General features: G+C 39.7%; 24 protein-coding genes and 1 tRNA gene. 18 read left to right on the top strand and 7 right to left on the bottom strand.

The features are described from left to right. Positions 1 to 98 precede the first annotated feature (98 nt). The 5 genes from GWK08_RS15695 to GWK08_RS15675 are packed head-to-tail and all read left to right on the top strand — an operon-like array spanning position 99 to position 3,302. Positions 99 to 1,076, top strand: coding sequence for a peptidoglycan DD-metalloendopeptidase family protein (locus tag GWK08_RS15695; RefSeq protein ID WP_163608176.1), 978 nt, complete (start codon positions 99 to 101; stop codon positions 1,074 to 1,076). 3 nt (positions 1,077 to 1,079) lie between these two features. Next, complete coding sequence (locus tag GWK08_RS15690) at positions 1,080 to 1,409, top strand: MerR family transcriptional regulator (RefSeq protein WP_163608175.1); 330 nt, start codon at positions 1,080 to 1,082, stop codon at positions 1,407 to 1,409. A gap of 13 nt (positions 1,410 to 1,422) precedes the next feature. Next, positions 1,423 to 2,046 carry a LemA family protein gene (locus GWK08_RS15685; RefSeq protein WP_163608174.1) on the top strand — a complete coding sequence of 208 codons (624 nt, stop codon included), beginning with the start codon at positions 1,423 to 1,425 and terminating at the stop codon, positions 2,044 to 2,046. A 2-nt stretch (positions 2,047 to 2,048) separates the two neighbouring features. Next, positions 2,049 to 2,486: a TPM domain-containing protein gene (locus GWK08_RS15680; protein WP_163608173.1), complete on the top strand. Its 438-nt coding sequence runs from the start codon at positions 2,049 to 2,051 to the stop codon at positions 2,484 to 2,486. Further along, the gene (locus GWK08_RS15675; RefSeq protein WP_163608172.1) at positions 2,487 to 3,302 is read left to right on the top strand and encodes a TPM domain-containing protein; all 816 of its coding nucleotides are present in this window, start codon (positions 2,487 to 2,489) and stop codon (positions 3,300 to 3,302) included. Positions 3,303 to 3,338: 36 nt separating this feature from the next. Here the strand turns inward: GWK08_RS15675 and GWK08_RS15670 are convergent, their stop codons facing one another. Both GWK08_RS15670 and der read right to left on the bottom strand, forming a co-directional pair. Further along, positions 3,339 to 6,113 carry an outer membrane beta-barrel protein gene (locus GWK08_RS15670; RefSeq protein ID WP_163608171.1) on the bottom strand — a complete coding sequence of 925 codons (2,775 nt, stop codon included), beginning with the start codon at positions 6,111 to 6,113 and terminating at the stop codon, positions 3,339 to 3,341. A 255-nt stretch (positions 6,114 to 6,368) separates the two neighbouring features. After that, positions 6,369 to 7,673, bottom strand: a complete 1,305-nt coding sequence (gene der, locus GWK08_RS15665; protein ID WP_163608170.1) for a ribosome biogenesis GTPase Der — start codon at positions 7,671 to 7,673, stop codon at positions 6,369 to 6,371. Between the two features lie 81 nt (positions 7,674 to 7,754). Here der and GWK08_RS15660 point away from each other — a divergent pair, with 81 nt between their 5' ends. After that, positions 7,755 to 8,258, top strand: a complete 504-nt coding sequence (locus GWK08_RS15660) for a GTP-binding protein (protein WP_163608169.1) — start codon at positions 7,755 to 7,757, stop codon at positions 8,256 to 8,258. Positions 8,259 to 8,291: 33 nt separating this feature from the next. On the opposite strand, the gene era is transcribed toward GWK08_RS15660, so the two are convergent. Then, complete coding sequence (era, locus tag GWK08_RS15655; protein WP_163608168.1) at positions 8,292 to 9,173, bottom strand: GTPase Era; 882 nt, start codon at positions 9,171 to 9,173, stop codon at positions 8,292 to 8,294. 54 nt (positions 9,174 to 9,227) lie between these two features. Further along, on the bottom strand, positions 9,228 to 10,595 hold the full coding sequence (locus GWK08_RS15650) for an alanine/glycine:cation symporter family protein (RefSeq protein WP_163608167.1): 1,368 nt from the start codon (positions 10,593 to 10,595) through the stop codon (positions 9,228 to 9,230). A 179-nt stretch (positions 10,596 to 10,774) separates the two neighbouring features. Between GWK08_RS15650 and GWK08_RS15645 the strand changes: the two genes are divergently transcribed. Then, a tRNA-Met gene (locus tag GWK08_RS15645) sits at positions 10,775 to 10,847 on the top strand. A gap of 158 nt (positions 10,848 to 11,005) precedes the next feature. On the opposite strand, the gene GWK08_RS15640 is transcribed toward GWK08_RS15645, so the two are convergent. Next, the gene (locus GWK08_RS15640; protein WP_163608166.1) at positions 11,006 to 11,416 is read right to left on the bottom strand and encodes a MerC domain-containing protein; all 411 of its coding nucleotides are present in this window, start codon (positions 11,414 to 11,416) and stop codon (positions 11,006 to 11,008) included. 120 nt (positions 11,417 to 11,536) lie between these two features. Between GWK08_RS15640 and GWK08_RS15635 the strand changes: the two genes are divergently transcribed. Further along, positions 11,537 to 11,914, top strand: coding sequence for a Fur family transcriptional regulator (locus tag GWK08_RS15635; protein ID WP_163608165.1), 378 nt, complete (start codon positions 11,537 to 11,539; stop codon positions 11,912 to 11,914). 106 nt (positions 11,915 to 12,020) lie between these two features. On the opposite strand, the gene GWK08_RS15630 is transcribed toward GWK08_RS15635, so the two are convergent. Both GWK08_RS15630 and GWK08_RS15625 read right to left on the bottom strand, forming a co-directional pair. Next, a complete protein-coding gene (locus tag GWK08_RS15630; RefSeq protein ID WP_163608164.1) occupies positions 12,021 to 12,497 on the bottom strand; it encodes a thioredoxin family protein in 477 nt (158 codons plus the stop codon). Between the two features lie 22 nt (positions 12,498 to 12,519). Next, positions 12,520 to 14,874 carry a TonB-dependent receptor gene (locus GWK08_RS15625; protein WP_163608163.1) on the bottom strand — a complete coding sequence of 785 codons (2,355 nt, stop codon included), beginning with the start codon at positions 14,872 to 14,874 and terminating at the stop codon, positions 12,520 to 12,522. 126 nt (positions 14,875 to 15,000) lie between these two features. On the opposite strand from GWK08_RS15625, the gene GWK08_RS15620 reads away from it, so the two are divergent. The 10 genes from GWK08_RS15620 to GWK08_RS15575 all read left to right on the top strand — a co-directional run bounded on the left by GWK08_RS15620 (position 15,001) and on the right by GWK08_RS15575 (position 26,473). Continuing rightward, positions 15,001 to 15,669 carry a metal-dependent transcriptional regulator gene (locus tag GWK08_RS15620; protein ID WP_163608162.1) on the top strand — a complete coding sequence of 223 codons (669 nt, stop codon included), beginning with the start codon at positions 15,001 to 15,003 and terminating at the stop codon, positions 15,667 to 15,669. A 211-nt stretch (positions 15,670 to 15,880) separates the two neighbouring features. Further along, positions 15,881 to 16,321 (top strand): MarR family winged helix-turn-helix transcriptional regulator, encoded by a 441-nt coding sequence (locus GWK08_RS15615; RefSeq protein WP_163608161.1) that lies wholly within the window; start codon positions 15,881 to 15,883, stop codon positions 16,319 to 16,321. Next, positions 16,318 to 17,760, top strand: a complete 1,443-nt coding sequence (locus GWK08_RS15610; protein WP_163608160.1) for a serine hydrolase — start codon at positions 16,318 to 16,320, stop codon at positions 17,758 to 17,760. The genes GWK08_RS15615 and GWK08_RS15610 overlap by 4 nt, the downstream gene beginning before the upstream one ends. 320 nt (positions 17,761 to 18,080) lie before the next feature. Beyond that, positions 18,081 to 19,394, top strand: coding sequence for a TolC family protein (locus GWK08_RS15605; RefSeq protein WP_163608159.1), 1,314 nt, complete (start codon positions 18,081 to 18,083; stop codon positions 19,392 to 19,394). Between the two features lie 33 nt (positions 19,395 to 19,427). Then, positions 19,428 to 20,441, top strand: coding sequence for an efflux RND transporter periplasmic adaptor subunit (locus GWK08_RS15600; RefSeq protein ID WP_163608158.1), 1,014 nt, complete (start codon positions 19,428 to 19,430; stop codon positions 20,439 to 20,441). Between the two features lie 11 nt (positions 20,442 to 20,452). Further along, on the top strand, positions 20,453 to 23,563 hold the full coding sequence (locus GWK08_RS15595) for an efflux RND transporter permease subunit (protein ID WP_163608157.1): 3,111 nt from the start codon (positions 20,453 to 20,455) through the stop codon (positions 23,561 to 23,563). Next, positions 23,544 to 23,786: a hypothetical protein gene (locus GWK08_RS15590; RefSeq protein ID WP_163608156.1), complete on the top strand. Its 243-nt coding sequence runs from the start codon at positions 23,544 to 23,546 to the stop codon at positions 23,784 to 23,786. The genes GWK08_RS15595 and GWK08_RS15590 overlap by 20 nt, the downstream gene beginning before the upstream one ends. A gap of 138 nt (positions 23,787 to 23,924) precedes the next feature. After that, entirely contained in the window at positions 23,925 to 25,037 is a 1,113-nt protein-coding gene (locus tag GWK08_RS15585; RefSeq protein ID WP_163608155.1) for a helix-turn-helix domain-containing protein, read from the top strand. A 132-nt stretch (positions 25,038 to 25,169) separates the two neighbouring features. Next, positions 25,170 to 25,574, top strand: coding sequence for a hypothetical protein (locus tag GWK08_RS15580; protein WP_163608154.1), 405 nt, complete (start codon positions 25,170 to 25,172; stop codon positions 25,572 to 25,574). Between the two features lie 23 nt (positions 25,575 to 25,597). Then, positions 25,598 to 26,473 carry an ABC transporter six-transmembrane domain-containing protein gene (locus tag GWK08_RS15575; RefSeq protein ID WP_163608153.1) on the top strand — a complete coding sequence of 292 codons (876 nt, stop codon included), beginning with the start codon at positions 25,598 to 25,600 and terminating at the stop codon, positions 26,471 to 26,473. Positions 26,474 to 26,643: the final 170 nt, after the last annotated feature.

Raw genomic sequence — 26,643 nt, 5'->3', positions numbered from 1 at the left:
GGGGAACTAAAAAACAATTTTTATATTTGTTCGTTACCCGAATACCAAACCGGCCTAAAATGCTGTTTGAGTTTGCAAAAATAGAATATTTTTAAGTTATGTCGAAGGTAAAATATTATTACGATTCAGAAACGCTTTCTTATAGGAAGATAGAGCCCAAAAAGAGCCGAAAAATAAGGAATATTGCACTGTTTCTTACGGCTGCTGCGTTTTTTGGCGCAATAATAGTTCTTGCCTTGATGAATTTGAATTTTGTCAGTACGCCAAGAGAATTATCTCAGAGGCGTGAACTTAAAAATCTGGAATTCCAGTTTGAGCACCTTGACAGGAAGCTAAAGCAAATGTCTGAGGTACTGACAAATATTGAAGAAAGGGATAACAATATTTACCGGATCTATTTCGAGGCAAATCCTATTCCGGAAGAGCAGCGTAAAGCTGGTTTCGGAGGGGTAAACCGATATGCATCCCTCGAAGGTTATAACAATTCTGATATTATTATAGAAACCACCAAACGCCTGGAGATCCTTCAGAAGCGAATGGTCATACAATCCAGATCGCTGGATGAGATTGCAAAGCTGGGAGCAGAAAAAGAACAGTTACTGGCTGCTATTCCTGCAATCCAGCCCGTAAGTAACGAAGAGCTCAGTAGAATGGCATCCGGTTTCGGATGGAGAAGTGACCCTTTTACCAAGGCCAGAAAAATGCACTGGGGAATGGATTTTACTGCTCCACGAGGTACTCCGATCTACGCTTCGGGTGACGGAGTTGTAAAAAGAGCCGACAACGGTTCTTCTGGTTACGGGAAGCATATCCGTATCGATCATGGTTATGGGTATACGAGTTTATACGCCCACTTGAGCAAATACAATGTAAAACGCGGACAGAAAGTAAAACGCGGCGATATTATTGGGTTTGTTGGAAGTACGGGGCGTTCTCAGGCACCTCACCTGCACTACGAGATCTTTAAGGACGGCCAGCGTATCAATCCTATTAACTTCTACTACGGCAGTTTATCTACCGATGAGTTTAAAGCAATGCTTCAGTTAGCTACCCAGGAAAACCAATCTTTAGATTAAAAAATGCATATAGAGCTTCCTGAAAAGAGATACTATGGCATTGGAGAGGTAGCGAAGGCCTTTAAGGTCAATACTTCCCTCATACGTTTCTGGGAAAAGGAGTTTGATGTGCTTAAACCTAAAAAGAACGCCAAGGGCAACCGGAAATTTACACAGGAAGACATTAAAAATCTGCAACTGATCTATCACCTGGTAAAAGAGCGCGGTTTTACCCTGGAAGGTGCCAAATTACACCTGAAAGAGGAAAAGAAGAAAATACTTTCTAATTTTGAGATTATTCGTAAATTGGAAGGTATCAAAACCGAATTGCTTAAGATCAAAAAACAACTTTAACAAATCAACAAACATGAAGAAAAGAGCTATAGCCGGAATAGGATGCCTGGGAATATCTATTATTGGAATTATTTTAATAGGCGTTATAGGGTTATTTATAGGATACAGAGTTAATAACAAAGCCGTCGTTTATGAAGAAGATGCCAAAACAAGTTGGTCTAATGTAGAAAGTGCTTATCAACGCAGGAACGACCTGATAGGAAATCTGGTAAAAACCGTTCAGGGAGCGGCAGATTTCGAAAAGACCACCCTTACTTCGGTAATAGAAGCCAGGGCTAAAGCTACTTCTACGACCATAGATCCGACAAATATCAATGCAGAGCAACTTGCAGCGTTTCAGGAGGCACAGACAGGATTGTCTTCTGCTTTGTCGAGATTACTGGTCACTGTTGAGAGATATCCGGACCTTAAAGCCAACCGTAACTTCCTGGAACTGCAATCACAACTGGAGGGCACGGAGAACAGGATCAATGTGGCAAGAGATCGTTTTAATGAGTCTGTAAATATTTTCAACAAACACATTAAAATATTCCCGAATAATATTTTTGCAGGAATGTTTGGTTTTGATGAGATGGCCCGCTATAAGGCAGATCCTGGATCTGAAAAAGCTCCGGATGTCGATTTTAATTTTAAATAAAAATGTCAAAAGTTGAAGATTTTCTTTCGGCAAAGGAAGAACAGGAGATCGTAGAAGCTATCAGGATCGCCGAGCGCAATACTTCAGGTGAGATCCGGGTTCATATAGAAAAAAGTACTTCCAAAGATCATATGGAGCACGCTATGGAAATTTTCCACTGGCTTAAAATGGACAATACCAAAGATGCCAATGGCGTCCTTATTTATGTAGCTGTAGAAGATCGCGCTTTTGTGATCTACGGAGACAAGGGCATTAATGAAGTGGTTCCGGAGAATTTCTGGAACAGCACCCGGGATGTGATCGCTTCTCATTTCAGAAAAGGCGATTTTAAGACCGGACTGGTAGAAGGTGTTATAAAAGCCGGAGAACAACTACAGGAGCACTTTCCATGGCATCACGGCGACCAAAACGAATTATCTGACGAAATTTCAAAAGGATAAATGCAAACAATCTTAAAAAATAAAGGTTTATTCCTTTTTCTAACCAGTTGTCTCTGTAGCTTACAATTAGCTTTCGGACAATATGAAATTCCTCAAAAGCCTTCGGAACAAACCAGTGTTTATGACTATATCGATCTTCTGAATGAATCGAGAGAGGCAAGGCTCAAGGAAAAACTTCTGAGATATTCAGATACTACTTCTACCCAGATTGTTGTTGCCATAATTTCATCCACCAAAGGAGAAAACATCAATTACCTGGGCGCCCAATGGGGGCATAAATGGGGAATAGGACAGGCCAAAGAAGATAATGGTGTTCTTATCCTGCTTGCCAAAGATGACAGGAAAATCGCTATTTCAACCGGATATGGGGTGGAACACCTGCTTACCGATGCTTTATCAAAACGAATCATAGACACCGAAATCATCCCCGAATTTAAGCGCAATGATTACTATGCCGGCCTGGACCGCGGGGCAGACGCTATATTTAAAGTGTTACAGGGAGAATATCAGGGAAGTGGCCGTAATAACAAAGTGAGTCTTAAGCCTTTTTTAGCGATCATCCCTTTTATGATCTTTATTTTTATTGCGATCCTTATCGCCCTCTTCAGAGGCAGAGGGAAAGGCGGTAACGGCAGAGGTGGCGGAAGATCGACAGGTTCTCTTCTGGATGTGATCATCCTTAGCAATCTGGGCCGAGGCGGATACGGAGGATCTTCTTCCGGAGGCGGTTTCGGCGGTGGCTTTGGAGGTGGTGGCTTTAGCGGAGGCTTCGGTGGTGGAGGCTTTGGAGGTGGCGGTGCCAGCGGTGGCTGGTAACAAAAAAGCCGCCTTTTGGCGACTCTCTGTATTTTTTTAGAAGAATCTAACTCCTCCCCTTCCTCTTCTTTTCTTACCGGTACCGAACTTATCGAACTTCCAGGTAAAACTCAGAAGGAAATAACGCTGCAGTACGGTTCCTTGTGTATCCTGAATAAAGTCCTGGGTAACCGTTCTTCTGGTATTGATATTCTGGTTCAGCAGATCATAGGCAAGCACCTTCAGGGTTCCCTGTTCCTTGAGCATTTTTAGCCCCAGGCTCATATTCCAGAATACGGAACTCCGCTGGAATCCATCGGCTATACTCCCGTTAAAGGTATAGGTAATATCATTTCCCCATATCAGGTTCTTAGGCCAGTATGTAGTGGTCTTAAGCCCGAAGTTATGCGTTACAAAATTCACATCCTCGAAAGTATCTATATTATAACTTGTTGTATTATAGGAGATCCTGTATGAAGGTTCTATTTCCAGTTGCTCCTTAAAGTTAAAATTGATACTCGCATTGGGGTTTATATTAAAGCGTTTGGTGTTTAGCCTCAATCCGTTGTTAAAATTCAGGGTGTTATTAAAGGTGGCAAAAGCTCCCAATCTTATCCGAGCCGTATAAACACTGTCTTTTTTGATCCGTTTGCTCCAGGAACCTCCTCCATTCATGCTGTAATTTCCGCTTATATTTTCATAGGTGGTCCGTCTTATAAAATTCTCATCGGTAACGGTAGTTGTAACGATCCTATCTTCATCTATGGTCAGGTTTCCGTATATAAAGACCCCGCTTCTGGTCTTCCAGTCGAAATTATTTAAATTCAGGAATATCCTGTGATTAATGGTAGGTTCCAGGTCCGGGTTACCGGTGATGATGTTTAGCGGATTTGTAATATTATCTATGGGCTGCAACTGACTCACCTGGGGGATGACCGTGGTTGCCCGGTAGTTTATATTCAGACTTTTGGTTTTGTTCCGGTAGCGGAAACGCGCATTAAAAAGTATATCGTTAAAATCTCTTTCGAAATCCGTGTCCTGCAGCTCGTCATTATTTTCCAGGGCCGTATGCACAAACCTTCCGGTAACACCGAATCTGATTTTTTTCCCTTCATAATTAATTCCCAGAGAAGGGCGCTGCTGAGTATTTCTAAAATTAAAATCGGAACTCAGCTGATCATTAAAAAGGGTAAAATCGTTGGTATTCGGGTCAAAATCAAAGACCAGGCGCTCATTATCGTTCTTATTCACATCGTATGCATAGGCGATATCCAGGAAAAGATTCTCTTTCAGAGCCTGCCTGTATTCAATATCGGCCTGCCAGCCTGTGGTAGTCGCATCGGTATTGGTGATCTGATTTACCGTCTCCGTGGAAGGGGTATTTCCAAAAATCTCATTTTCCGAATTAAAAAGAGAGAATCCTTCGTTTTCCAGGATCCGGTTTTCAAGTCCGAACTTCAAAAAACTTCCCTTTTTCCCAAAGCGTTTAATTACGGATAATTCGTTATTAAAATCCCTTTGATCCGTTTCACTGTTGTTACGTGAAAAACTACGGTTGATCAGATTTCCGGTATCATCACTGGAAGTCTCATTCCTTATGTTTACCGAATTGGCATCCGTAACATTTAAACGAGGCCTTAAGGTGATCTTAAGGGTTGAATCTATTTCGAATGCAAAGCGGGAGCTTGCCCGGTGCGAATTAGAATTTCCATCAAAATTTGTCTCACTGTCCGTAAAGAAACTGCCATCAGGAAGGATGTTTTCCCTCGATGTCCTCGTATCGTTAAAGGAGTCACTGTTGGCATAAAAATAGTCAGCATTGAGATCTATTTTATCATCCTTAAACGAATTGGCATAGTTTCCTCCGATATTAGAGGAAGTAGTGATCCCCTGCCCGAAACCAAAAGCGAGTCCTCCGATATTGAAGTTCCCTCCGCTGGAAACGGAAACACTATTAGCTCCTCTTCCAATGGCATCATACACCTCATCAAAGGAAAAACCCGCGCTGTTTATATTGTTGGAACTGGCCAGGACACTGAGTCGCTGCTTATCGTTAAAGGAATTGACGATCCCGCTAAGCTGGTAGCGTTCATCCGTACCATAACCCCCGGTAAGCCGGCCGAAAAGTCCTTTATTTTTATCTTTTTTTATGGTGATATTGATGGTCTTGTTCTCAGAATCACTTTCTTTTCCGGTAAACTTTTCCGTATCGGTCTTGGTATCTACCACCTGGATCTTATCTACAATTTCCTTCGGAAGGTTTTTGGTAGCAATATTGGTATCGTTACCAAAAAACGGTTTCCCATTTACCAGGATCTGATTCACCTCCCGGCCGTTCACCGTTATCTTTCCGTCGCTATCTACCTCTACTCCCGGTAATTTTTTGAGGAGGTCTTCCACATTGGCATCGGGCCTGGCCTTAAAAGAATCGGCATTGAATTCCAGGGTATCTTTTTTTATGGTGATGGGAGAACGTTCTCCTACCAGGTCCACTCCGCTCAACTCTACCGCCCTTTGTTCCAGTAAAATAGTCTGAAGATCAATATCGTTTTTATCCAGATCTAACTGCTTCCTGATCGTAGAAAAACCATTGAAGGAGATAAAGAGGTTGACCGTCTTTTCTCCCGTTTTAAATTCCAGTTCAAAAAGTCCTTTCTGATTGGTGATCGTATAGGAAATAAGGGTACTGTCCTTAATGGTCTCTGCGTAAATGGTTGCAGCTTCCAAAGGTTGATTATTGGCTTTATCGGCAATTGCTCCGGTTATTTTGTATTCCTGGGAATAGGATAAAAGACTGAGTGACAGGAAAAATGCAAACAGTATGGATCTCATTTTTTTGTAGTTATAATATTGATGAATAATTTCTCAGCTATAAGTCCGCAAAACACGGGTCTTATATGACACGAAAACTACTTTTATAACTCAAAAAAATCCGATCTGTCTCAAAAAATATTTCGGAGAGAAAAAGGGGCTTCCTTTTAGTATTACTTTATCGATCATTGCTTATTAAGGTTTGTTAAGTGTGAGAAAAGTAACTCAAAAAGAAGTAAGGCAACAATAATTCGCCTGTTTTTAATACAACTTTAACTATTTCTTCCTGAAATAGATCTGAATAGGAACTCCATGAAAATCAAACTCTTTCCTAAGTTTATTTTCAATAAAACGCCTGTACGGATCCTTTACATACTGAGGAAGGTTTGCAAAGAAGGCAAACTGAGGAGTTGGAGTTGGTAACTGTGTGCAGAACTTGATCTTCACATATTTCCCTTTTATTGAAGGCGGAGGAGTATGCTCTATGATAGGCAGCATGGTATCGTTCAGCTTATGGGTCGGGATACGTACTGACCTGTTGTTAAATATTTCCACAGCCGTTTCTATTGCTTTATAAACTCTCTGTTTGGTAAGAGACGAAATAAAAACGATCGGCACATCCGTAAAGGGTTCTATCTGCTTTCTTATATTCTCTTCAAACGCTTTGGTGGTATTGGTTTCCTTTTCTACAAGATCCCATTTGTTTACCAGGATAACGATCCCTTTTTTGTTGCGTTCGGCCAGCCAGAAAATATTGAGGTCCTGCCCTTCAAAACCACGGGTAGCATCTACTACAAGCAGACATACATCACTGTGTTCAATGGCTCTTACAGAGCGCATAACAGAATAAAACTCCAGGTCTTCCTTAACCTTGGCCTTTCTGCGTATCCCGGCAGTATCTACCAGGTTAAATTCAAAACCGAAACGGTTGTATTTGGTATCTATACTATCCCGGGTGGTTCCCGCAATATCGGTTACTATATTCCGCTCTTCTCCAATAAGTGCATTGATAAAGGACGATTTTCCTGCATTCGGTCTTCCCACTACTGCAAAGCGCGGCAGTCCGTCATCTTCTTTTTCCTCCTTCTCCGGAAGGGATTCTACCAGAGCATCCAGCAGTTCTCCGGTTCCGCTACCGTTAATACTGGATATATTGTAAAGTTCTCCCAATCCGAGGGAATAGAATTCAACCGCATCTGCCTGTCTCTGGGCATTATCCACCTTGTTTACTGCCAGAAAAATAGGTTTTTTGGCCTGCCTTAACAACTGTGCCACATCTTCATCCATCCCGGTAAGTCCGGTTTCCACATCTACTACAAAAACAATGACATCGGCCTCGTCGATCGCCAGCTCTACCTGTTTATCGATCTCTTTTTCAAAAATATCATCACTTCCAACCACATATCCTCCTGTATCTATGAGTGAGAACTCTTTCCCATTCCAGTCGCTTTTACCGTAATGCCTGTCGCGGGTAACACCGCTTACCGCATCTACAATAGCCTCTCTGCGCTTTATCAGGCGATTAAAAAGCGTAGATTTTCCAACATTGGGCCTTCCCACTATAGCTACAATAGCACTCATACTCATTTTTTTTGATGGCGCAAAGGTAATATTTATATCTGAAGAAAAAACACTACCTTGATTCTCAAATTATTTATAGGCGTGAAAACTTTATCAAACGATATTGTCCTGAGACCCCGCTTTCAACTGGAGCTCTCCGATCCGAAGGAAAATGTGCTGCAGGCTTTTGAGCATACAAAAGGTGAGAATTACAGGCTGAAACGGATAGATGATCATATTTTTATCAAGTTCGGGGAAGAAAAGGCCCATTTCTGGTCGCCTCAGCTTCAGCTTGAGATCAATGAATCCGACGGTGGCGGAAGCAGATTATACGGGCTTTTTGGCCCCAATCCTTCGCTGTGGACCTTTTTTATGTTCCTTCACTTCGGGCTGGCTACCCTCTTTGTTATTTTCGGGATCTGGGCTTATTCTAACTGGTCGCTGGAACAATCCTATGGCATTCAGGTAGCTGCCATGATATTTATGGTAATCATGTGGTTTACACTGTACCTCTTCGGAAGGATGGGAAAAGCCAAAGGCAAACCCCAGATGCAGGAGCTTTACAGTTTTATGAAAGAGGTTTTAAAAAACGGAAATCAATCATAGATCTCGTAAGCAGTACACCTACTATCGCAAAAATTATTTCTGATTATAGCCAAATCGCTTTAGCTGATTGGCATTGGAACGCCAGTTCTTATTGACCTTAACATAGAGTTCTATATGGATCTGCTTTCCGAAGAACTTTTCCAGATCTTCCCGGGCCTGCATCCCTACTTTTTTCAGAGCTGCTCCTTTATGTCCGATAATGATCCCCTTTTGGGTATCTCTCTCCACCATAATGACCGAACGGATCCTGATGATCTTTTCTTCCTCAAAAAACTCTTCCGTCTCCACCTCTACCGCATAAGGGATCTCCTTTTTATAATTAAGAAGGATCTTTTCTCTGATGGTCTCATTTACAAAAAAACGCTCCGGCTTATCGGTAAGCTGGTCTTTGGGATAGAATGCAGGAGATTCCGGCAATAATTCTATGATCCTGTTAAATACTTCCTTCACATTAAAGTTCTGCAAGGCAGAAATAGGATAGATCTCTACTTCGGGAAGTTTCTCCTTCCAAAGTTGTATCTGCTCTTCCAGCACTTCCTGGGAAGAAGTATCAATTTTATTCAGTAAGAGGAGTACGGGAACGGAGGATTTCTTGATCTTATTGAAAAAGGCTTCGTCCTTCAATTCTTTTTCTCCGATCTCTACCATATAGATCAGCAGATCTGCATCTTCAAAAGCCGACTTTACAAAATCCATCATGGATTCCTGAAGTTCATAGGCCGGTTTGATAATTCCGGGGGTATCTGAAAGTACCACCTGAAAATCATCACCATTTACAATTCCGAGGATCCTGTGTCTGGTGGTTTGTGCCTTGGAGGTGATAATAGATAATTTCTCCCCTACAAACGCATTCATTAAAGTAGATTTCCCCACATTGGGGTTTCCTATGATATTTACAAAACCGGCTTTATGCATATATTCATTTTGCCGCAAAGGTAGTACTATCCGTTCATTTAACCGGCTCTTAAGTTAGATTTCTCCGTTTTTCAGCCTGGCAACATAGCTCTTAACCGATGCATTGACCTGGGGAGCCAGATAAATGACCGCGATCATATTCGGGATACACATAAGGGCATAGGCCAGATCGATCAGGTTCAGTACAAGATCGACAGATGCCACGGCTGCAAAGGTGATAGTAGCCACATAATAGATATTGAACCACTTTCCTATTTTGACATTGGAAAGGAAACTCAGGCATCGCGTTCCGTAATAGGAATATGTAAAGAGAGTAGACAGCGCAAAAGCTGCTACGATAAACATCAGCAATACATCCCCATAACCGAAAAGCGACTTTTTAAAGGCAATAAGGGTCATCACGATCCCGTTGCTTTCCGCTTCCAGGTAAGCCCCGCTAATAATGATGGTAATAGCCGTAAGGGTACAAACAATAATGGTATCTATAAAAGGCCCCAGCATAGCTACCAGGCCTTCCTGTACCGGTTCTTTTGTACGGGATTGCCCATGATACATGGGTGCACTTCCCAAACCGGATTCATTAGAGAATACCGCCCTGCGCACCCCGAGGATCACCAGTCCCCAGAAACCACCCTGGAAAGCTGTTTTAAAATTAAACGCCTCGCTAAAAATAAGTTTAAAGGACGGAAGTATATTTTCGGAATTTGTAGCCATAATAACGATTACCGCTATAAAATACAGCAGTACCATAAAGGGAACAATGGCAGTTGCCACTTTTGCGATCTTTTTCAAGCCACCAAAGATCACGAGCGATGTCAATACGGAAAGCAGGATCCCGATAGTGAGTTTCCAGTTAAAATCGCCCAGGGCAGCAATCGTACTGTTGGGCTCCACTACATTCATAAAGGTCTGGGTAAACTGATTAACGGTAAACACGCCCAGGAAACCAACGAGTCCGGCAATACAGAAGAAATAAGCCAGGGAACCTGCCTTCTTCCCCATTCCGGAAGTGATATAATACATGGGGCCGGCCAGGAACTTCCCGTCTTCTCCTTTTTCCCGGTACATGATCGAGAGGCCGCAGGAATAAAACTTAATACACATCCCGATAAGGGCGGTGAGCCACATCCAGAAAACCACTCCGGGGCCTCCGTTATAGATGGCGATGGCTACTCCGGAAATATTTCCAAGGCCCACTGTTGCTGCTACTGCAGAAGACAGGGCCTGCAGGTGACTGATAGCCCCCGGATCATCTGACTTGTCGTATTTTCCCGAAACCACTCTAATAGCGTGGACAAAATTACGGTACGGAAAGCCTTTTGATAAAAATACGAGGTAGATCCCCCCTCCGATCACAAAAAAAAGCATGAGCCACTCAGCATAAGGGATCAGGCTTTTAAGAAAGTCGTTGATTATTTCCAAAGTTTAAGTTTTAGCATTTAAATGTAATGAAATTAAACGAGGAGAAAAGAATGAAAAAATTCCCGCTTTATAAATTCCTGAAAAACAAGAAGGAAGAAACAAAAAACTCTTTAAAGCTATTTTTATAGCTGTAATGCCTTGTCAAATTTAAAAATGGTTGTATATTTGCAGTCCGATATCGCGGGATAGAGCAGTAGGTAGCTCGTCGGGCTCATAACCCGAAGGTCACAGGTTCGAGTCCTGTTCCCGCTACAAAGAAAACCTCTTGAAAATTCAAGAGGTTTTTTTGTGCTTCCAGACGAAGTGTTTACACTTCGATATGAGGGGTGCAAAAAAGTCAATATTTGCTGTGCAAATATGGTTTTCTTTGTAAAGCTTTCCCTGGGGATCTAACGATCCTTAAATTTGATCTATTGATTGCTAACACAACATCCCTTATGGTCACAATGACAATAACGATGATTATAAAAGTGAAGCGCGATTAAAACTATTGTCAGGGGATAAATGACTTCTTCCGGCAAATGCCATAATTCCAATTTCTCATTCACCACGATCAACAACAACAAAAACCATGAGAATCCGAAGGCATATTTAATCCATGCTTTGGATGTAGTTCGTATTGACCAATACACTGCAAAAAATGAGAGAAGCAAAAAAGCAATATCCAGAAGCCCCCACCAAAACGGATGGGTCTCTTCATGGGAGCCGACATTTGCATACACCGCAAACAGAAACGGGGTTGCCAGACAATGCAGTAAACATAGTCCGCTTGCAATGATACCTACCCAATCTGATTTTGCAATTACTTTTGTTAATGCCATTTTTTATAATTTAAACTTTTAATTATGATACATCAAAGTCTGACAAGACATAGAAAACTAATTCTTAACAAATGTAATGTAATTTTGTAAATGCAACTAAGTTGCATTAATTTTATTGACATGATCAGAAGAAAAACTAAAAAGGTTGAAACCTTAATTAATTTATTTGAACAAAAAAATGAAGCTTTATCTGTTGTTGATCTAACCAATCGTTTAAGCACTCAGATGAACAAAACTACAGTTTACCGCATTCTTGACAGATTGGAGCAAAGTGGTGTTGTTCATTCTTTTAATGATAGCAATGGGTTACGATGGTATGCAAAATGTAACGGTTGTTCAGCTACCAAACACACCGATACACATCCACACTTTCAATGTACGGATTGTGGTACAATAGAGTGTCTGTCTATGGAAATTCCCGTTCCGTCTATTTCAAACCGTCAAATAAATTCAGTAGAAATAATGCTAAAGGGAACATGTGAGAGATGCATTTCCTGATAAAGAAAAATACACGAAATGACCAATCGCTTTATTTGCCTCTCACTTAGAGAAGATCTAATAGTAGAAGTAGAACTATGGGCAAAAAAATAGCAGTAATTAAAAATTACTCATTTATAACCTCCATCAGCTTTGCCGGAGACAGGTATTCAAAATATCTTGCGGTTATTTCAAACTTTTCATTGAGAATAACAACTGCCGGTAAAGAAAAAGGATAACCTTTTCGCGATGCCAATAGCAACGCAATTTCATGGGTCGGTCTTCTTTTCTTTCCCAATTGTTTATTGCGGTAATTGCCACCACCAAATGAAATCGTATCGGTTGTCTCGGCATCCATCTTTACCACATAGTAATCATTATTCAACCTGGAGACAACATCCGGATCACGAAATGCCACCTTTTCCATTTTTTTACAGTAAACACACCAGTCTGCATAAAAATCGATAAGGACTTTTTTGGGCTTTACGGCCAGGGAATCCTCAAGTTGTTCAAAACTAAGCCAGTTCACGCCTTTCTCTTGCCCCATCCCAATGTATCCCAGCAGGAGAACAACGCAGAAAGAAATCAAGTGTTTTCTATACATAACTCTAAATATTCATTAGTTTTTAATGTATTTTTCCAAATTTCAGACCCAGAAAGACCGTTCTCGGAGCATTGGGCCCATAAATATAATCCGAATCTCTTGTCGGTCCTATTTCAAAATCATCCTGATAGCTGTTAAAAATATTTTTAACACCTCCGGAGACCGTAACCATCAAATTTTCATTCAAGTGAAAATGGGACTCTAACTTTATATTAAGATCAAAAAAGCTCTGAACATCGTTGAGTTCTAAAAAGCCTGTTTCACTAATGACTCTTGGAACGATCATAGTTCCCGTATACGTTCCGGTCAGGTCAACATTAAAGGCTTCCGAAGGGATCCATGAAGCATTTAAATAACCATAGACATTGGGGTTACGTACAAACTCATCCACTGCAACGTCGCTTTCGCCCGGAGTTCCGTCACTTTCAAAAAGAACCTGTGGTTCTTTATATTCGGTGCGCTGTAAAGTACCTCCTAATTGAAATTGCCATTCAGTGGTAGGTGAGACCCCAACTTCAAAATTAACTCCAAACACCCTGGCAGCAGAACCATTGCGTACCTCTTCCAGTATAGATCCGTTTTCCAGCACTGCTCCGGTGCTTACCAAAGTAAAAGGGTTTTCCAGGGTGGTATAAAATCCCTCCAGTAAAAAATCCATTTGTAACAGATCTATATTTTTTGAGTAATTAAACGACCCTGTGAATGCGTCTGAGAATTCTGTGTCCAGATCATCAGATAAGATCACAAACTGCGGCTCCCCTCCCACACTGGAAATATGCAGGTCTTCATTAAAAGCCTGAGGAGCTCTAAAACCACGGGCATATCCTCCTCTGAAGCGGAAATTTTCGGTAAACTGATAAGATAATGTCAAACGAGGAGAAAATACAGTTTGATTCACATCTACGCCCCTTGATATCCCTCCAATAGTATAATCTCCGCTTACACCCACATTGTCCAATCGGGTACCGGCCAAAAGGATAAATTTATCAGTAGGTTTCCATTCGTACTGAACATATCCTCCAACATTATTCACACTTTGATCTATCAATCTGTTATATCCCGGTATTTGATCTTCAGTGGCCGTATAGATGTATTCAATACCAGTGGTGAGGACATCCTTATTCTTAAATGTTTTAGTAAACTGTGCTCCGTTCACTAAAGCGAGATCTTTAGTAGTTCCGAAAGCATTGTTGGCCAAAATACTGTCCTGACGTGTTCGACTGCCTCCCAGACCACCATAGTAACTATCTCTATCTGTAAAAGAGGCCGAGGTATATAATTGAATTTTGTTAGAATAATCTTTACTGTTTAACTCATAATCCGCACCTCCGATAAAGGTATCATGATCCAGCTCTTCCGTAATATCAGTAAACTGAGGTGCCAGGTCAAGACGATCTCCGCCACGGCGATACTCCCTTATGGCATTTAGATTTACAGACACTCTGCTTCTTTCATTAGGCTTTAGAAAGGCTTTTCCTCCCACGGTAGTATTACGTAACTCAACTATTTCGGTAAAACCATCATCATTTGCATCATACGCTTCACGATTGCGATAGGATCCAAACAGAGTTGCACCACTATTCAGATCATCGGCAACTGTAGATATATTGAAATTTACATTTCTATCCAGCGCATCCCCGTCTATCAAAGCGAGATTACTCCCAAATTCCCATGTGTTCAAAACAGGGTCCTTTGTTATAATATTTATCGTACCGGCTATGGCATTAGAGCCAAACAAAGCAGAACCACCACTGCGTACCACTTCAACACGCTCAATGATATTAACCGGGATCTGTTCTAATCCGTATACTCCCAAAAGCGAAGTAAACACCGGCCGGCTATTAAGCAATACCTGTGTATAAGCTCCATCTAACCCATTGAGACGCACCTGGGTAAAACCGCAATTCTGGCAGTTAGTCTCTACCCTCACTCCGGGTGCAAAGTTCAACCCATCAGCTAAAGTAAGCGACTGCGTTGCTGAGAGTAACTTGGGTTTTATTGAAGAAACCACGACAGGTGCCGTTTTACGTTCAACACGGTTTCGGGTAGCACTTATGATAACTTCTTCCAGTCCCAGAATATCTTCGATCAGGACAAAATCTATTTTTTGGGAGTCGCCTTCGGCCAAATGAATTTCTTTAGTTTGTGAACGAAATCCCTGGGCCTGTACAACAAGTGTAACGGTACCCGGGGGAATTCTTAATTCATATTTCCCATCTGCGGAGGCCGTGGTTCCCAACGTTCCTCCCTTTACATATACATTGGCGAAAGGAACAGTTTCTCCTTTTGAGGTGATAGATCCATAAACAACAGCTTCTTTTTCCTGGGCTGATAGCATGGAAAAAGAAAAAAGTAAAATAAAATATAGCGTTTTCATCGTTTCAGCCTCAGCTTAAAGATTGATTAAAATTAAAGCTAAGGGTTATTAAAATTAAAATTTAGGCAAACCTAATAATTTAATTTTAATTAATAAAATGTATTTTTGTGTTTTTATACGGATCTTATGTTTACACAGTCTGAAGAGAATTACTTAAAAGCGATATTTCACCTGGAACAAGAAGGTGAAGCAGGAGTAGCTACAAGCAATCTTTCCGAGCAATTACAGGCCAAAGCTGCATCGGTGACAGAAATGATCAAAAAGCTGGCAGATAAAAATTTAGTCGATTATCAGAAATATTATGGTGTACGATTGACGGAGAACGGAAGAAAGCAAGCGCTGAACATTGTGAGGAAACACCGTTTATGGGAATTGTTTTTAGCGGAACACCTGGGTTTTAAATGGGATGAAGTACACGAGGTTGCAGAGCAGCTGGAGCATATAAAAAGTGAAAAGCTCATAGACTCTATCGACAAATTGCTGGGTTATCCCAAAAATGATCCGCATGGCGATCCTATTCCGGATAAGAACGGAAACCTTGAGAAAAAGAACAAATCTCTGCTCTCAAAATGCAAGCCGGGAGATAGCGGTGTGATTATCGGTGTAAAAGATACTTCATCAAGTTTTCTGCAATATTTGGACAAACAGCATATAGCTATTGGTACAAAATTCACCATACAGCATAAGGAACCTTTTGATGGTTTACTGGATATCGACATCAATACAAAACAGCTTAAAATGTCGCATAAAATGGCAGCTAATCTTTATGTCGAAACCAATGAATCAAGTTCATAACTTAAAAAGATAGGAGCTTACAAGAAACACTGCTACCCTTATTTGGTTAAGGATAATATTATAGTACCCCCACACAACAGGTTTATATAATTTAATAGAAAACTTCTCCTCCGGAATTTACTGTTTCAAATTGATGTAATTAAAATTATTCAGCGCAATTATTTGATATATCAAATAATTATTTATTTTTGCTTGATATATCAAATAAAATATGGATTTTAATACACCTACCACCACAGTACTCTATTCTATTGAGGAAACCATAAAAGCATATCGCAAACTGAGTCAGCTGAATATCTCTCAAATTGTACCTGATATTACAGTAGACCAGGCATTGATCTTACTGATACTTGAAAGCAATGATATGACTCAAACCGAAGTCGCAGATATTGTTTTTAAGGACTATGCATCTATGACCCGTATCGTAAAATTAATGGTGAGAAAAGACTACTTAACGAAAACGGTAGATAATCAGGACAAGCGGAAGGCCAAGCTGGAAATTACTGAAAGAGGAAAAGTAATCATAGAAAAGCTAAAGCCTATGATAAAAAGGAACAGAGAAACTGCATTGAACTCTATTTCAGATAAAGAGTTAGATCAACTGTATAAAATTCTAAAAAAGATAACCAAAAACTGTAATATCATAAAATGAAGAACCTAACCTATATACTGATATCAATTATACTATTTTCCTGTACAAAGGAGAAGACAGGAGCGTTTAAAGACTCTAAAATTGACCAAATTGCCAACTATCTTGATTCTCTGAAAGGATTTAGCGGAGCAGTTTTAATTGCTAAAAATGATAGTATTCTATTTAAAAAAGCATACGGATTGGCTCATTTGGGGCACGGAGTTAAAAACAATACGGAAACTAAATTTTCCTATGCTTCCATTGGAAAGTCATTCACATCAGTTGCAATATTTCAGTTAATTCAGGAAGGAAAGCTATCGTTGCAGGACCCTATAGGAAAATTTCTTCCCAACTATGGAAATAAAACCGCAAGAGATTCTGTAACTATAGAATTATTGCTAAAACACAGAAGTGGATTGCCTAATTACTTTCATTCAGAGTTCTTTTTAAACACCACTAAGGATCAATTCAGAACAATGGAAAGCCTTAAAAAATTATATGAAGACAAACCGTTGGAGTTTAATCCTAATGAAGAGTTTGCCTACAGAAACACCAACTATGTTGTACTGGGCAGGATTATTGAAGCGGTCAGTAAAATGTCATATGAAGACTATATCAAAAAGAATATTTTTTCCATCGCAGGTATGAAAAACACAGATAATTTTGAAATTGATCACAGTATTGAAAATGCAGCAGAAAACTATACGCTATCAGATGTTAATCCAAACCAGCTTCAAAAAACAATCTTTATGGGTGCCGTAAAAGGCAGTTCTGCAGGTGGCGGATATTCGACCATTAATGACTTATATAAATTCGCTTGTGCATTTAAAAATAACGAACTCTTAAACACCTATTATACCGATTTAATGAAAAAAGAACCGGAAGACGGCTGGTATGGATACGGGATGCAATTTGCAGGAGCTAAGGGTTCTGAAATTTACGGACATAGCGGAGGGCATTTTGGTGTGGGCGCTGAATGGAGGGTTTTTGAAAAACAGAATTACACCGCAATTCTTCTTACCAATAAGGACCTGGATCAGGGCTTTTTTGATGCTCGTTTTTTTATAGAAAAAACCATTTCAGGCGCTACGCCCAAACTGAATAATTATTTTTTTACCAAAGAAGTGATCAAAACTTGTCTAAACGAAGGGATTGACAAAGCTAAAGCACTAATAAACAATTCAAAATTCAAACTTTCTGAAATTGACCTGAATACCAAAGGATATGAAATGATTAAAAGAGGGTTTTATGAAAAAGCAATAGACCTATTTACACTCGAGGTATTATTTTTTCCCGGGTCTTATGATGCATACGATTCTTTAGGAGAAGCTTATATGAAAAACGGAAAAGACAAAAAAGCAATTGCAAACTATCAGAAAAGTTTAGAACTAAATCCTGAAAATACAAATGCAAAAGAAAAACTAACTGAATTAGCAACGCATATATCATCAGGTATTTAAGCCGGGGAGGGTTTTTAAATAAAAACTCATAACCCGAAGGTTACAGTTTCGAGCCCTGCTCCTGCTACAAAAAACTTCTTGAATTCTCAAGAGGTTTTTTTGTATTCCCCCTTATCTAAAACTCACTTTTATAAGGTTTACATGAGATTTTTGAGTTTGCCCGGACAATCAGCCTGTAGACATACTTCCCGATGATTCAAGACACTTTTACCACAGATAAGTTTGTCTTGATTTATAGGGCCGGTCTTATATAGTATAAAGCGATTCTACTTTTGCTTCGAAAATGTTGGTAATCATTTTACAACTAAACAATGAAGCAAATGAAGGATAAACTTCCCTTATTAAGCACCTTACTTTTTGGTGCATTTTTATTAATTAACAACCTGTTATTTTCTCAGGAACTGGACTTAAAGTCATATCTCGATTTAGTTAAAAAAAGTAATATCGATTTAAAGCTAAGTGCCAACCAGGTTCTGGTATCAAAACAGGAAACCAAAATTGCCAGATCCGCATTATTACCGGATGTGAGTATTAATGGGTTTTACCAACGCGACTTCAATAGAAATTTTCTCTTTATTAACGACTTTGATGGAGGCTTGACGCGATTAAGAACCAACTTTAATAACAGTGTAAATGCTAATGCTGTATTAAATCAAACCCTTTTTGACCTCTCTGTTTTCTCAGCGATCAAAGTGGTAAAGCTTACGGAGGAGATCAGTAAACTAAATGACTCGCATCTTACCAATGAAATTAGCACACAGGCTTCTTCCTTGTACTGGCAGGCAATTTTCACCAAAGAAAGCATTAAGGTGCTTGTTGAAAATTCAAGTTTAGCAAAAGATCAGCTGGCGCAAATTAAGAAACTTCACGAAAAAGGTTTAGCAAGCGACTTACAACTGCAACAAGCGGAGGTTTTCTACAAAAAAACACTTCCAACCCTTAAAAATGCTGAAAATCAATTTAAAAAATTATTGAATGACCTTAAGATATTAGCTGATATCCCTTTAATTGAAGATATCGTTTTAACGGAAGATCTTGAATCCATAAAATTAAATGGCCTTATAAATTCCAGTGAATCAGATCTGGAAACACAACCACAGCTTCAGGTCTTAAAAAAAGAAGTTGAAATTGCCAATAAACAGATCAGTATAGACAAGAAATTCTGGTACCCCAAACTAAACCTTGCAGCCACTTATAACTACGGCGCCCAGGCCAATAATTTTAATTTCAATGATAATTCAAACAAATTGTTCTTTTTACAGCTTGGCGTTAGTATGCCAATCTTTTCTGGTGGCAGAAACAGGGCCAAAATCTCAAAAGCGGTGATCGAGGAAGAGACAGCCAGGTTTAACCTTGCCAAAACCAGACAGAATTTACTAAACCAACTTCAAACAGCTGAGAATAACTACAACAATGCCATAGCTAATATTCAAACCCATAAGGAAACTATTCTGTTGAATGAAAATGAGATAGAGATTTTCAAAAAGCAATTAAGCCTTGGTGTTGTCACTACAATCGAATTCAAGGAAAGTCGGTTACGGCTCACTCAATCCAAACAGGAGTTGCTCAATGCATATCTGGATTTACATATAGCACAGCTTCAGATCATACGAATTACGGGTCAAAAAAACTAAGCGGTTAAATCAGAAAATCTAAAGGATCAAAAAATGAAAACAATAAAACGTTTATTAATAATAGCCATTTCATGTTCTATACTGACGGCTTGTTATTGGCCGGAAACCCGGCATGGATCAGTTAAGGATGAACGGATCAATGTAAAGGCAGTTACCTTAAAAAAAGAATCTAATAAGCAAACAAAAACTTATTATGGAGAATTGCAGTTCTCCAAATCGACGAGTTTTGTAGCTCAACAACCGGGAGTAATAACAAAACTAAATATTCAGCCCGGTCAAAAAGTAAAGCGCGGTGAGATCATTGCCGTATACCCTCCCTTAAATCATCAATTACAGATAGATCAGGCAAGGATTGAACAGGATAAGACCATAAAGGATTATACACGGCAAAAGGAACTATTTAATGCCGGTGCTGTTTCCAGGGTATCTGTTGAAGCCTATAAAACCCAGTTGGATATTCAGACTAAAACAATTCAGCAATTGCAAAATATGAATACGATCCGGGCGCCTTTTTCCGGGATTATTACTCAGGTTCCTGCCAAAATTGGCGAAGAAGTGAGTACGGGGCAAGCTATATTCAGTATGGCAGAAACATCTGCAGTCGATATAAACTTTTACGTGACACCCCGGGATATTACTCAAATAGAGATAGGAACAATTGCGTATCTGAATCTGGGTGATCAAAGGATCAAAGGAAAAATCACAAAAACCTCTATTCAGATGGACCCTAAACGAAAAGCGTTTCAGGTAACCGCCTCATTTCATAATGAAGGGGTATTGTTTGCAGGAGGCAGTACTGAAGTTCAGTTGGAAACCAGGGAAGAACTTTCGAGCATTTGGATCCCCGTAGAATCCTTAAAACAAACAGGAAAAAGAAATTATGTATTCATAATTGAAAACGATAAAGCCATTGAAAAAGATGTGAAAGTCGGGCGGCGAAATGAAACCTCAGCACAAATAATCGAAGGCCTGAAGGAAGGACAGCGATTAATTACAGCGGGTTCGGAAAAAGTTGAGAGAAACAGCCTGATCTTAATTGTCGAATAAACAGAATAGATATGAAAGTTACGAATTTTGCTGTATCCAGACCGGTAACAACCTGCATGGTTTTTCTAGCACTATTGCTATTTGGATTAATGTCTTATGTAAAGCTTCCCGTGAATTTAATGCCGGAGATCAACCTCCCGGCCATGGTTATAATAACCGACTATCCGGGAGCCACTCCCGGTGAGGTGGAAACCGAAATAACCAATTTACTCGAAAAGGAAGTCGCTACTATTAACGGGCTCAAGCTCATGCAGTCTTATTCCATGCCCGATATGTCGATGATCATCGTTCAGTTTGAGCTGGACAAAGATCAGGACAAGGCAATGGCCGAACTGCGTAACAAAATAGACCTGGTAGTTTCTTTTTTGCCCAAAGAGGCCAAGCTGCCTTTTGTGCGCAAGCGTTCCAAACCATTATTAGCTCCTTTTAGTGTTAATAGTGGCTCTGTGGTAGACCTGATAATTACCGGAAATGTAGATGCCAACCAACTCTATCAGATATCCAGGCGAGAGATCAAAGACAAAATCTCACGTATTGAAGGGGTTACCAAAATTGAGTTTAATGGAGGAAAATTGCGTGAAATTCACGTAGAGGTCGACAAAAACGGGCTCCATGAATTTGGAATGAATATTACGGAGATCGCAACCCAGCTAAAGGGCAACAATGTAGATATGTCCGGAGGGGATATAGTAAGCGGAGACCGGGAGTCCATTATAAAAACAGGGAATAAATACAGTTCTGTCGAATCGGTCAGAAACACATTTATTTCCACACCCTACGGGGAAAAGAAACTGACAGATTTCGCTACGATAAAAGACACTTTCCGTATATCCAAAAACGATGCCTTCTTCTACGATGGGATTGAGAACAAAAAGCTCAATAATATTGTTGGAATAAGTGTACAGAAGAGCAGTACCGCCAACGCGGTATCCATTGCCAAAGCGGTGAAGGAACTGGTTCCGGAAATTCAAAAGAATCTACCCGAAGGTGTTACCTTAAGCCTGCCTTTCGACTCTTCAGAATATATTGAAAGTTCGGTAAACGATGCCATGATGAACGTTATTCTTGGGATTATCATCACCGGATTGGTATTATTCCTATTTGTAAACAATATTAAAGCTACCGCAATCGTGAGTATCTCAATTCCGGTATCACTCATCATTAATTTCCTGGCCATGAGACTCTTCGACGGATCCCTCAATATGCTGTCGTTAATGAGTTTTGCAGTGGCCATCGGAGCTCTGGTCTCCAATTCTATTGTGGTTCTGGAGAATATTCTTCGCCTCAGAAAAGAAGGCCTGCCCATAAAAGAAGCTTGCGTTACAGGTACCCAGGAGGTATTTACAGCAGTTTTGGCATCCACAGGAACTAACCTGGTGGTGTTCCTGCCTATCGCTTCCATGAATTCTATTGTCGGTGCATTCTTCAGGGAATACGCACTTACCATTTCGTTCGCAACAATTTTTTCACTTCTGGTTTCCATCACTTTAACCCCTATGCTCGCTTCAATATTATTGAAGAATAATCCAAAACCCTCCAGATTTTCGAATTGGATCATCAAGGCATTTGAAAGACTTCAGGAGCTTTATGAAAATTCGCTCAGAAGATTGATCTCAAGAAAACGGAACCCTGTGATCTTATTTGCCGTGATGTTCTTTTTCTTTATAATGAGCATGGGGTTATTAGGAGAGATCGGATTTGAATTCGAGCCGGAATCCGATAACGGAGATCTGTTTATAGAACTGGAAATGCAACCGGGAACTTCCATTGAAAAAAACAGGGAGTTAACAAAACTGGTAGAAGAAAAGATCGCTACACACCCGGAGGTAAAAGCTGTGTTGAGTATGCTGGGAAGTAAAAATTCTTTTACGACCGGCTCCAATTACACCAACATCTCTTTGAAGCTAAACAAAAATGTTGAGCGCAAGTTATCGAATGCCCAAATTGGGGAGAAAATACTGGATGAGCTCAAAGACATTCCCGAAATAAAACCGGTGGTCTCCACCACAAATTCCGAAGAAAGCGGGGATTTGGGATTCTCCTTAAAATCCAACAACAGTTCGCAGCTATCCGAAGCTAACGATCAGGTTATAGATCTTCTGAAAGATGTTGAAGGCTTAATTTCTTATGAATCAAGCCTGCGAAACGGCCCTCCCTTACTTCAGTTCAAGCCTAAAAAGCGTTTATTGGCCGAATTAGGGATCACTGTCAATGAACTGGCATTGGTAATCCGCAGTGCTATAACCGGGATCAAAGCTACGGTGATGAGTGAAAATGATGTGGAGTACAACATAAACATCAAGGTTCCCGTCTCTCAGGCCAACTCTATAGAAGACATTAAGCAGCTGCCCATTCATACACAGGCGGGAATGTTCAAGGTAGGGCAATTGGCCGAGGTGTCCTATGAAAAGGCTCCTGCTCAAATTATTCATAAGGAAAAGTCTAAAACCGCAGAGTTCAGTGCAACCCTGGCTCCGGGTTATATCCTGGGAGATGTCCGGTCTGTGATCGATTCAAAACTCACAGAGATAAGCCTGCCCTCCGGTGTTGAATTCAAATGGGGAGGTAACGTAGAAGAATTAGACAACACCGTTACCGATATGACGATTACATTTTTACTGGCACTGTTATTAATGTACATGTTACTGGCCTCGCTCATGGAAAGTTTATGGCAGCCCCTGGTCATATTCACCACCGTTCCTATGGCCTTAATAGGTGTTTTTGTGATCATGTATTTTGCAGGAACTACCATGAACATTATGTCTTTAATGGCCATCATTACCCTGCTCGGTTTAGTGGTTAATGATGATATCCTGATACATGACTATACCGAGCAGTTAATGCGTAAAAAGAAAATGGATATTTACAATGCCACTATTCTTTCGGGTAAGACCAAAATGAAAGCGGTTATTATGACAACGATAGCTATTATTTTCGGAATGCTTCCAAACGCTATCGGTTTGGGAGATGCAGGGGCAGAATACAGAATTCCGATGGCCATTGTAACCATTGGAGGAATGATCACATCAACTGTATTAACACTCTACCTGATCCCATCTTTATTTTATGTCATCAGAAGCAGAAAGCAAAAAAATCATCCAAATGAAACCATCGAAAGTTGACATCATAAAATTCCTGGCAGTAATGATCGTTTTTCTGATCGGAATGGTCATTATGCTAATAAACAAAATAGATAATACGTGGCTGTGGATCGGGTATATAACTGTTTGGTGGTGGGCAGAATTGGTAATAGCCAAGAATTTTCACCTGAAACTGTGGGGCTGGGTGCTAATTTTAGCCGTAATCCTCATCATAGATGCGCTTGTGATTTTCTTTTTTGGATAATGCAGTTTGTTTGTATAGAATGATATTTCTCAAATCGTATCAGTACATTGGTTTTAAGTATAAAGAGGAATTCATTCTATAGAAAAGCGGAGCTTTTGCTCCGTTTTTTTTATGGGGTTTAAATGTTAAATTTGCTCTATGAATATATTAAATATAACGCCTTTATTAAGCCTGACAGTAGGAGTATTTCTGTTGGCGTTTATTTTATTCCGTAAATCCGGTTTAGGGAAAGATAAAAGGCTTCGATATATTCTGGCTGCTCTGGTATCTTATTTTACTCTGGTATCCTTTGATTATTATACGACCATAAGTGAAGACGGAAATAACTGGTATTTCGGAATATCATATATGTTCTATCATTTGGTGGGCTTTCTATTCTACTATTTTATCGCGCTTTTAATAAAATTAAATATCAGGTTTAAAAAATGGTTGCTTATCATTATCGGTATCACTTTATTAAGATGGTTTTTCTTTTACCCTCTTTTTGAATACGAAAATATGGAGGATTTTTTGACATTTTTAAAGGCCTCCGATTATGATAAATGGTTATTAATAGAATACCTCCTGGTAAGCTTATTCAATATTTTATTATTCTTCCTGGCTTTTTACAGGTTAAGACAGGCCCCAACAGCATTAGTCTTAAATAAGAGCGAGGCACTCAAATACAAATGGGCAAAACTAATCTTAATTACGTTTGTTATTTTTCAGGTCGGGATCTTTATAAATCAAACGGTTTCCGGGTTTAGCTTTGTCAACTATGAAGTTTCCTTGAAGTTTGAATCCTTATTGATCGCAATTTTCTTTTTCATTTTTGCCTATTCTATCATGCATTTTCCTGTATTTGCATTTTCCGGGGATTTTGAAGATCTGCCCGAAGAGGCAAAAAAGAAATATGCCAAATCATCCTTAAAAGATTCTTCGGAGCTTTTTAATGAAATAAAAATCCTGATAAAAGAAGAGCAGCTCTTTTTAGATTTCGACTTAAAGTTAAATACCCTTTCAGAGAGATTAGGAAGCTCTGTTCATCATATTTCGCAGGCTATTAATCAGAATGCGGGTATGAGCTTCCCGGACTTTATCAACAGTTTTCGGATTGAGGAAGCCAAAAAGAAGCTTCTGATGCCAAAACCCGATACTATTTTTGCCATATCACTGGATGTGGGTTTTAACAGTAAAGCTGCATTCTACACTGCCTTTAAAAAAGTAACCTCACAGACTCCAACAGAGTTTAAAAAAGCTTCCAAAGCGTAAGCTCAATTTAAAATAACACGAATAGTAAAAACGACCTTGTCCTAGGGCGTTTTTTTTATGTTCAGTATTATAGGGAAAGTCATTATTACCCCTCGCCTTCAATACTTTTGACCAACAGTTAAACACGATATTATGAAAATACTAAAAACACTTTTCGCAATGGCAATTTTATTAGTATCACTAACAAAGGCAACTGCCCAAACCGATGATCCGTTAATTGGAAAATGGGAAGTTGAGTATAAAGAAGACAATGAGAAATCATATGTAATCCACGAGTTCAGAAAAGAACAGGGAGTGCTTAAATGTTATACAGTCTTTGTTAAAGATGATAAGGGAAACGGAGAGGAGTACGAATCGGTCGCAATAAAAGATATAACATTTAAGGGAGGGAGCGGCACCGGAACTTATATGTTCACCCATGAAGGAGAAAAATACGAATTCAGGGCCAGGCTTAAATTAAAAGATCACAACACCCTGACCATTAGCTATTCTGCCTGGGGCTATGTTGATAGCGAAACATGGAAACGATTAAAATAGACCTCCTTTAAAGTGTACAGAATATGATAGATAAAGTCGAGGATAGAAAAGAACCGGATATAGAGAGAATTACGATCAGGGCGATACTTTTACAGTTTAAGTGGAAACTTATTTTAATATTCTCTCTCATCCTTGTAGAATCTATCATCGGACTGCTTATACCCTTATTCATTGGTTTTGCAATAGATGATGCTATCAAAGGAAGTTATCTCGGAGCTTTTCAACTTGGCGGCTTGGGTGTTCTTATCATCTTAATTGGTGGCGGACGAAGATTCTTTGATTCCAGGATCTATGCAAAAGTGTATCGCAGGCTGGGCAATTTAACTCTTATGAAAATCGAACAAAACCTTTCCTCCGTTAAAACCGCCAGATTGAGTATGATCAATGAGATTGTTGAATTTCTGGAAAATTCCCTGCCGGCATTAGTTGGAAATATTATTGGGTTGCTAGGTGTGGTAATCATTATTGCCAGCCTTAATACGAAGGTATTTATTGCAGGTCTTATCACTACTTTTTTCGTTTTTCTCATTTATTTTTTAACGAGAAAAAAAACCACCTATTTGAATGGCGCTTATAACAATGAGCTTGAAAAGCAGGTAAATATTATAAGTACCAACAACAGAACATGGTTAGAATCTCATTTAAAGAACATGATGAAATGGAATATTAAATTATCGGACTTAGAGGTATTCAATTTTTCAATATCGTGGTTTCTTCTGATGGCATTTTTAGTAGCCTCTATCATTCTCTCCGTACAAACAGCTAATCTTGAGTATGGGGCCTTGTTTTCTCTGATCGTATATGTTTTTCAATATATAGAAAGTGTAATCACCCTTCCCTTTTTTTATCAGAATTGGCTTCGGCTGGAAGAAATAAAAGGGCGATTGGAAGAATTGTAGTCATATAAAATTTGTTTCTTCCAGGGTCAAAGCCCGTCAAACTTCATAAAACCTGTCAGTCGATCGGTTGACAATTTATTCAACCGGAAATCAGGCTTTCTTTTCCTTATCAGATGCATTCCGGTTAAACTTCCTTTCTCTTTAACTCATCGCCCAAATATCTCCTACCT

This window comes from Leptobacterium flavescens (genome assembly GCF_010671605.1).
Classification (GTDB): Bacteria; Bacteroidota; Bacteroidia; order Flavobacteriales; family Flavobacteriaceae; genus Leptobacterium; species Leptobacterium flavescens.
The sequence above is the reverse complement of the archived record's forward strand: the minus strand, read 5'-3'. Positions and strand labels throughout refer to the sequence as shown.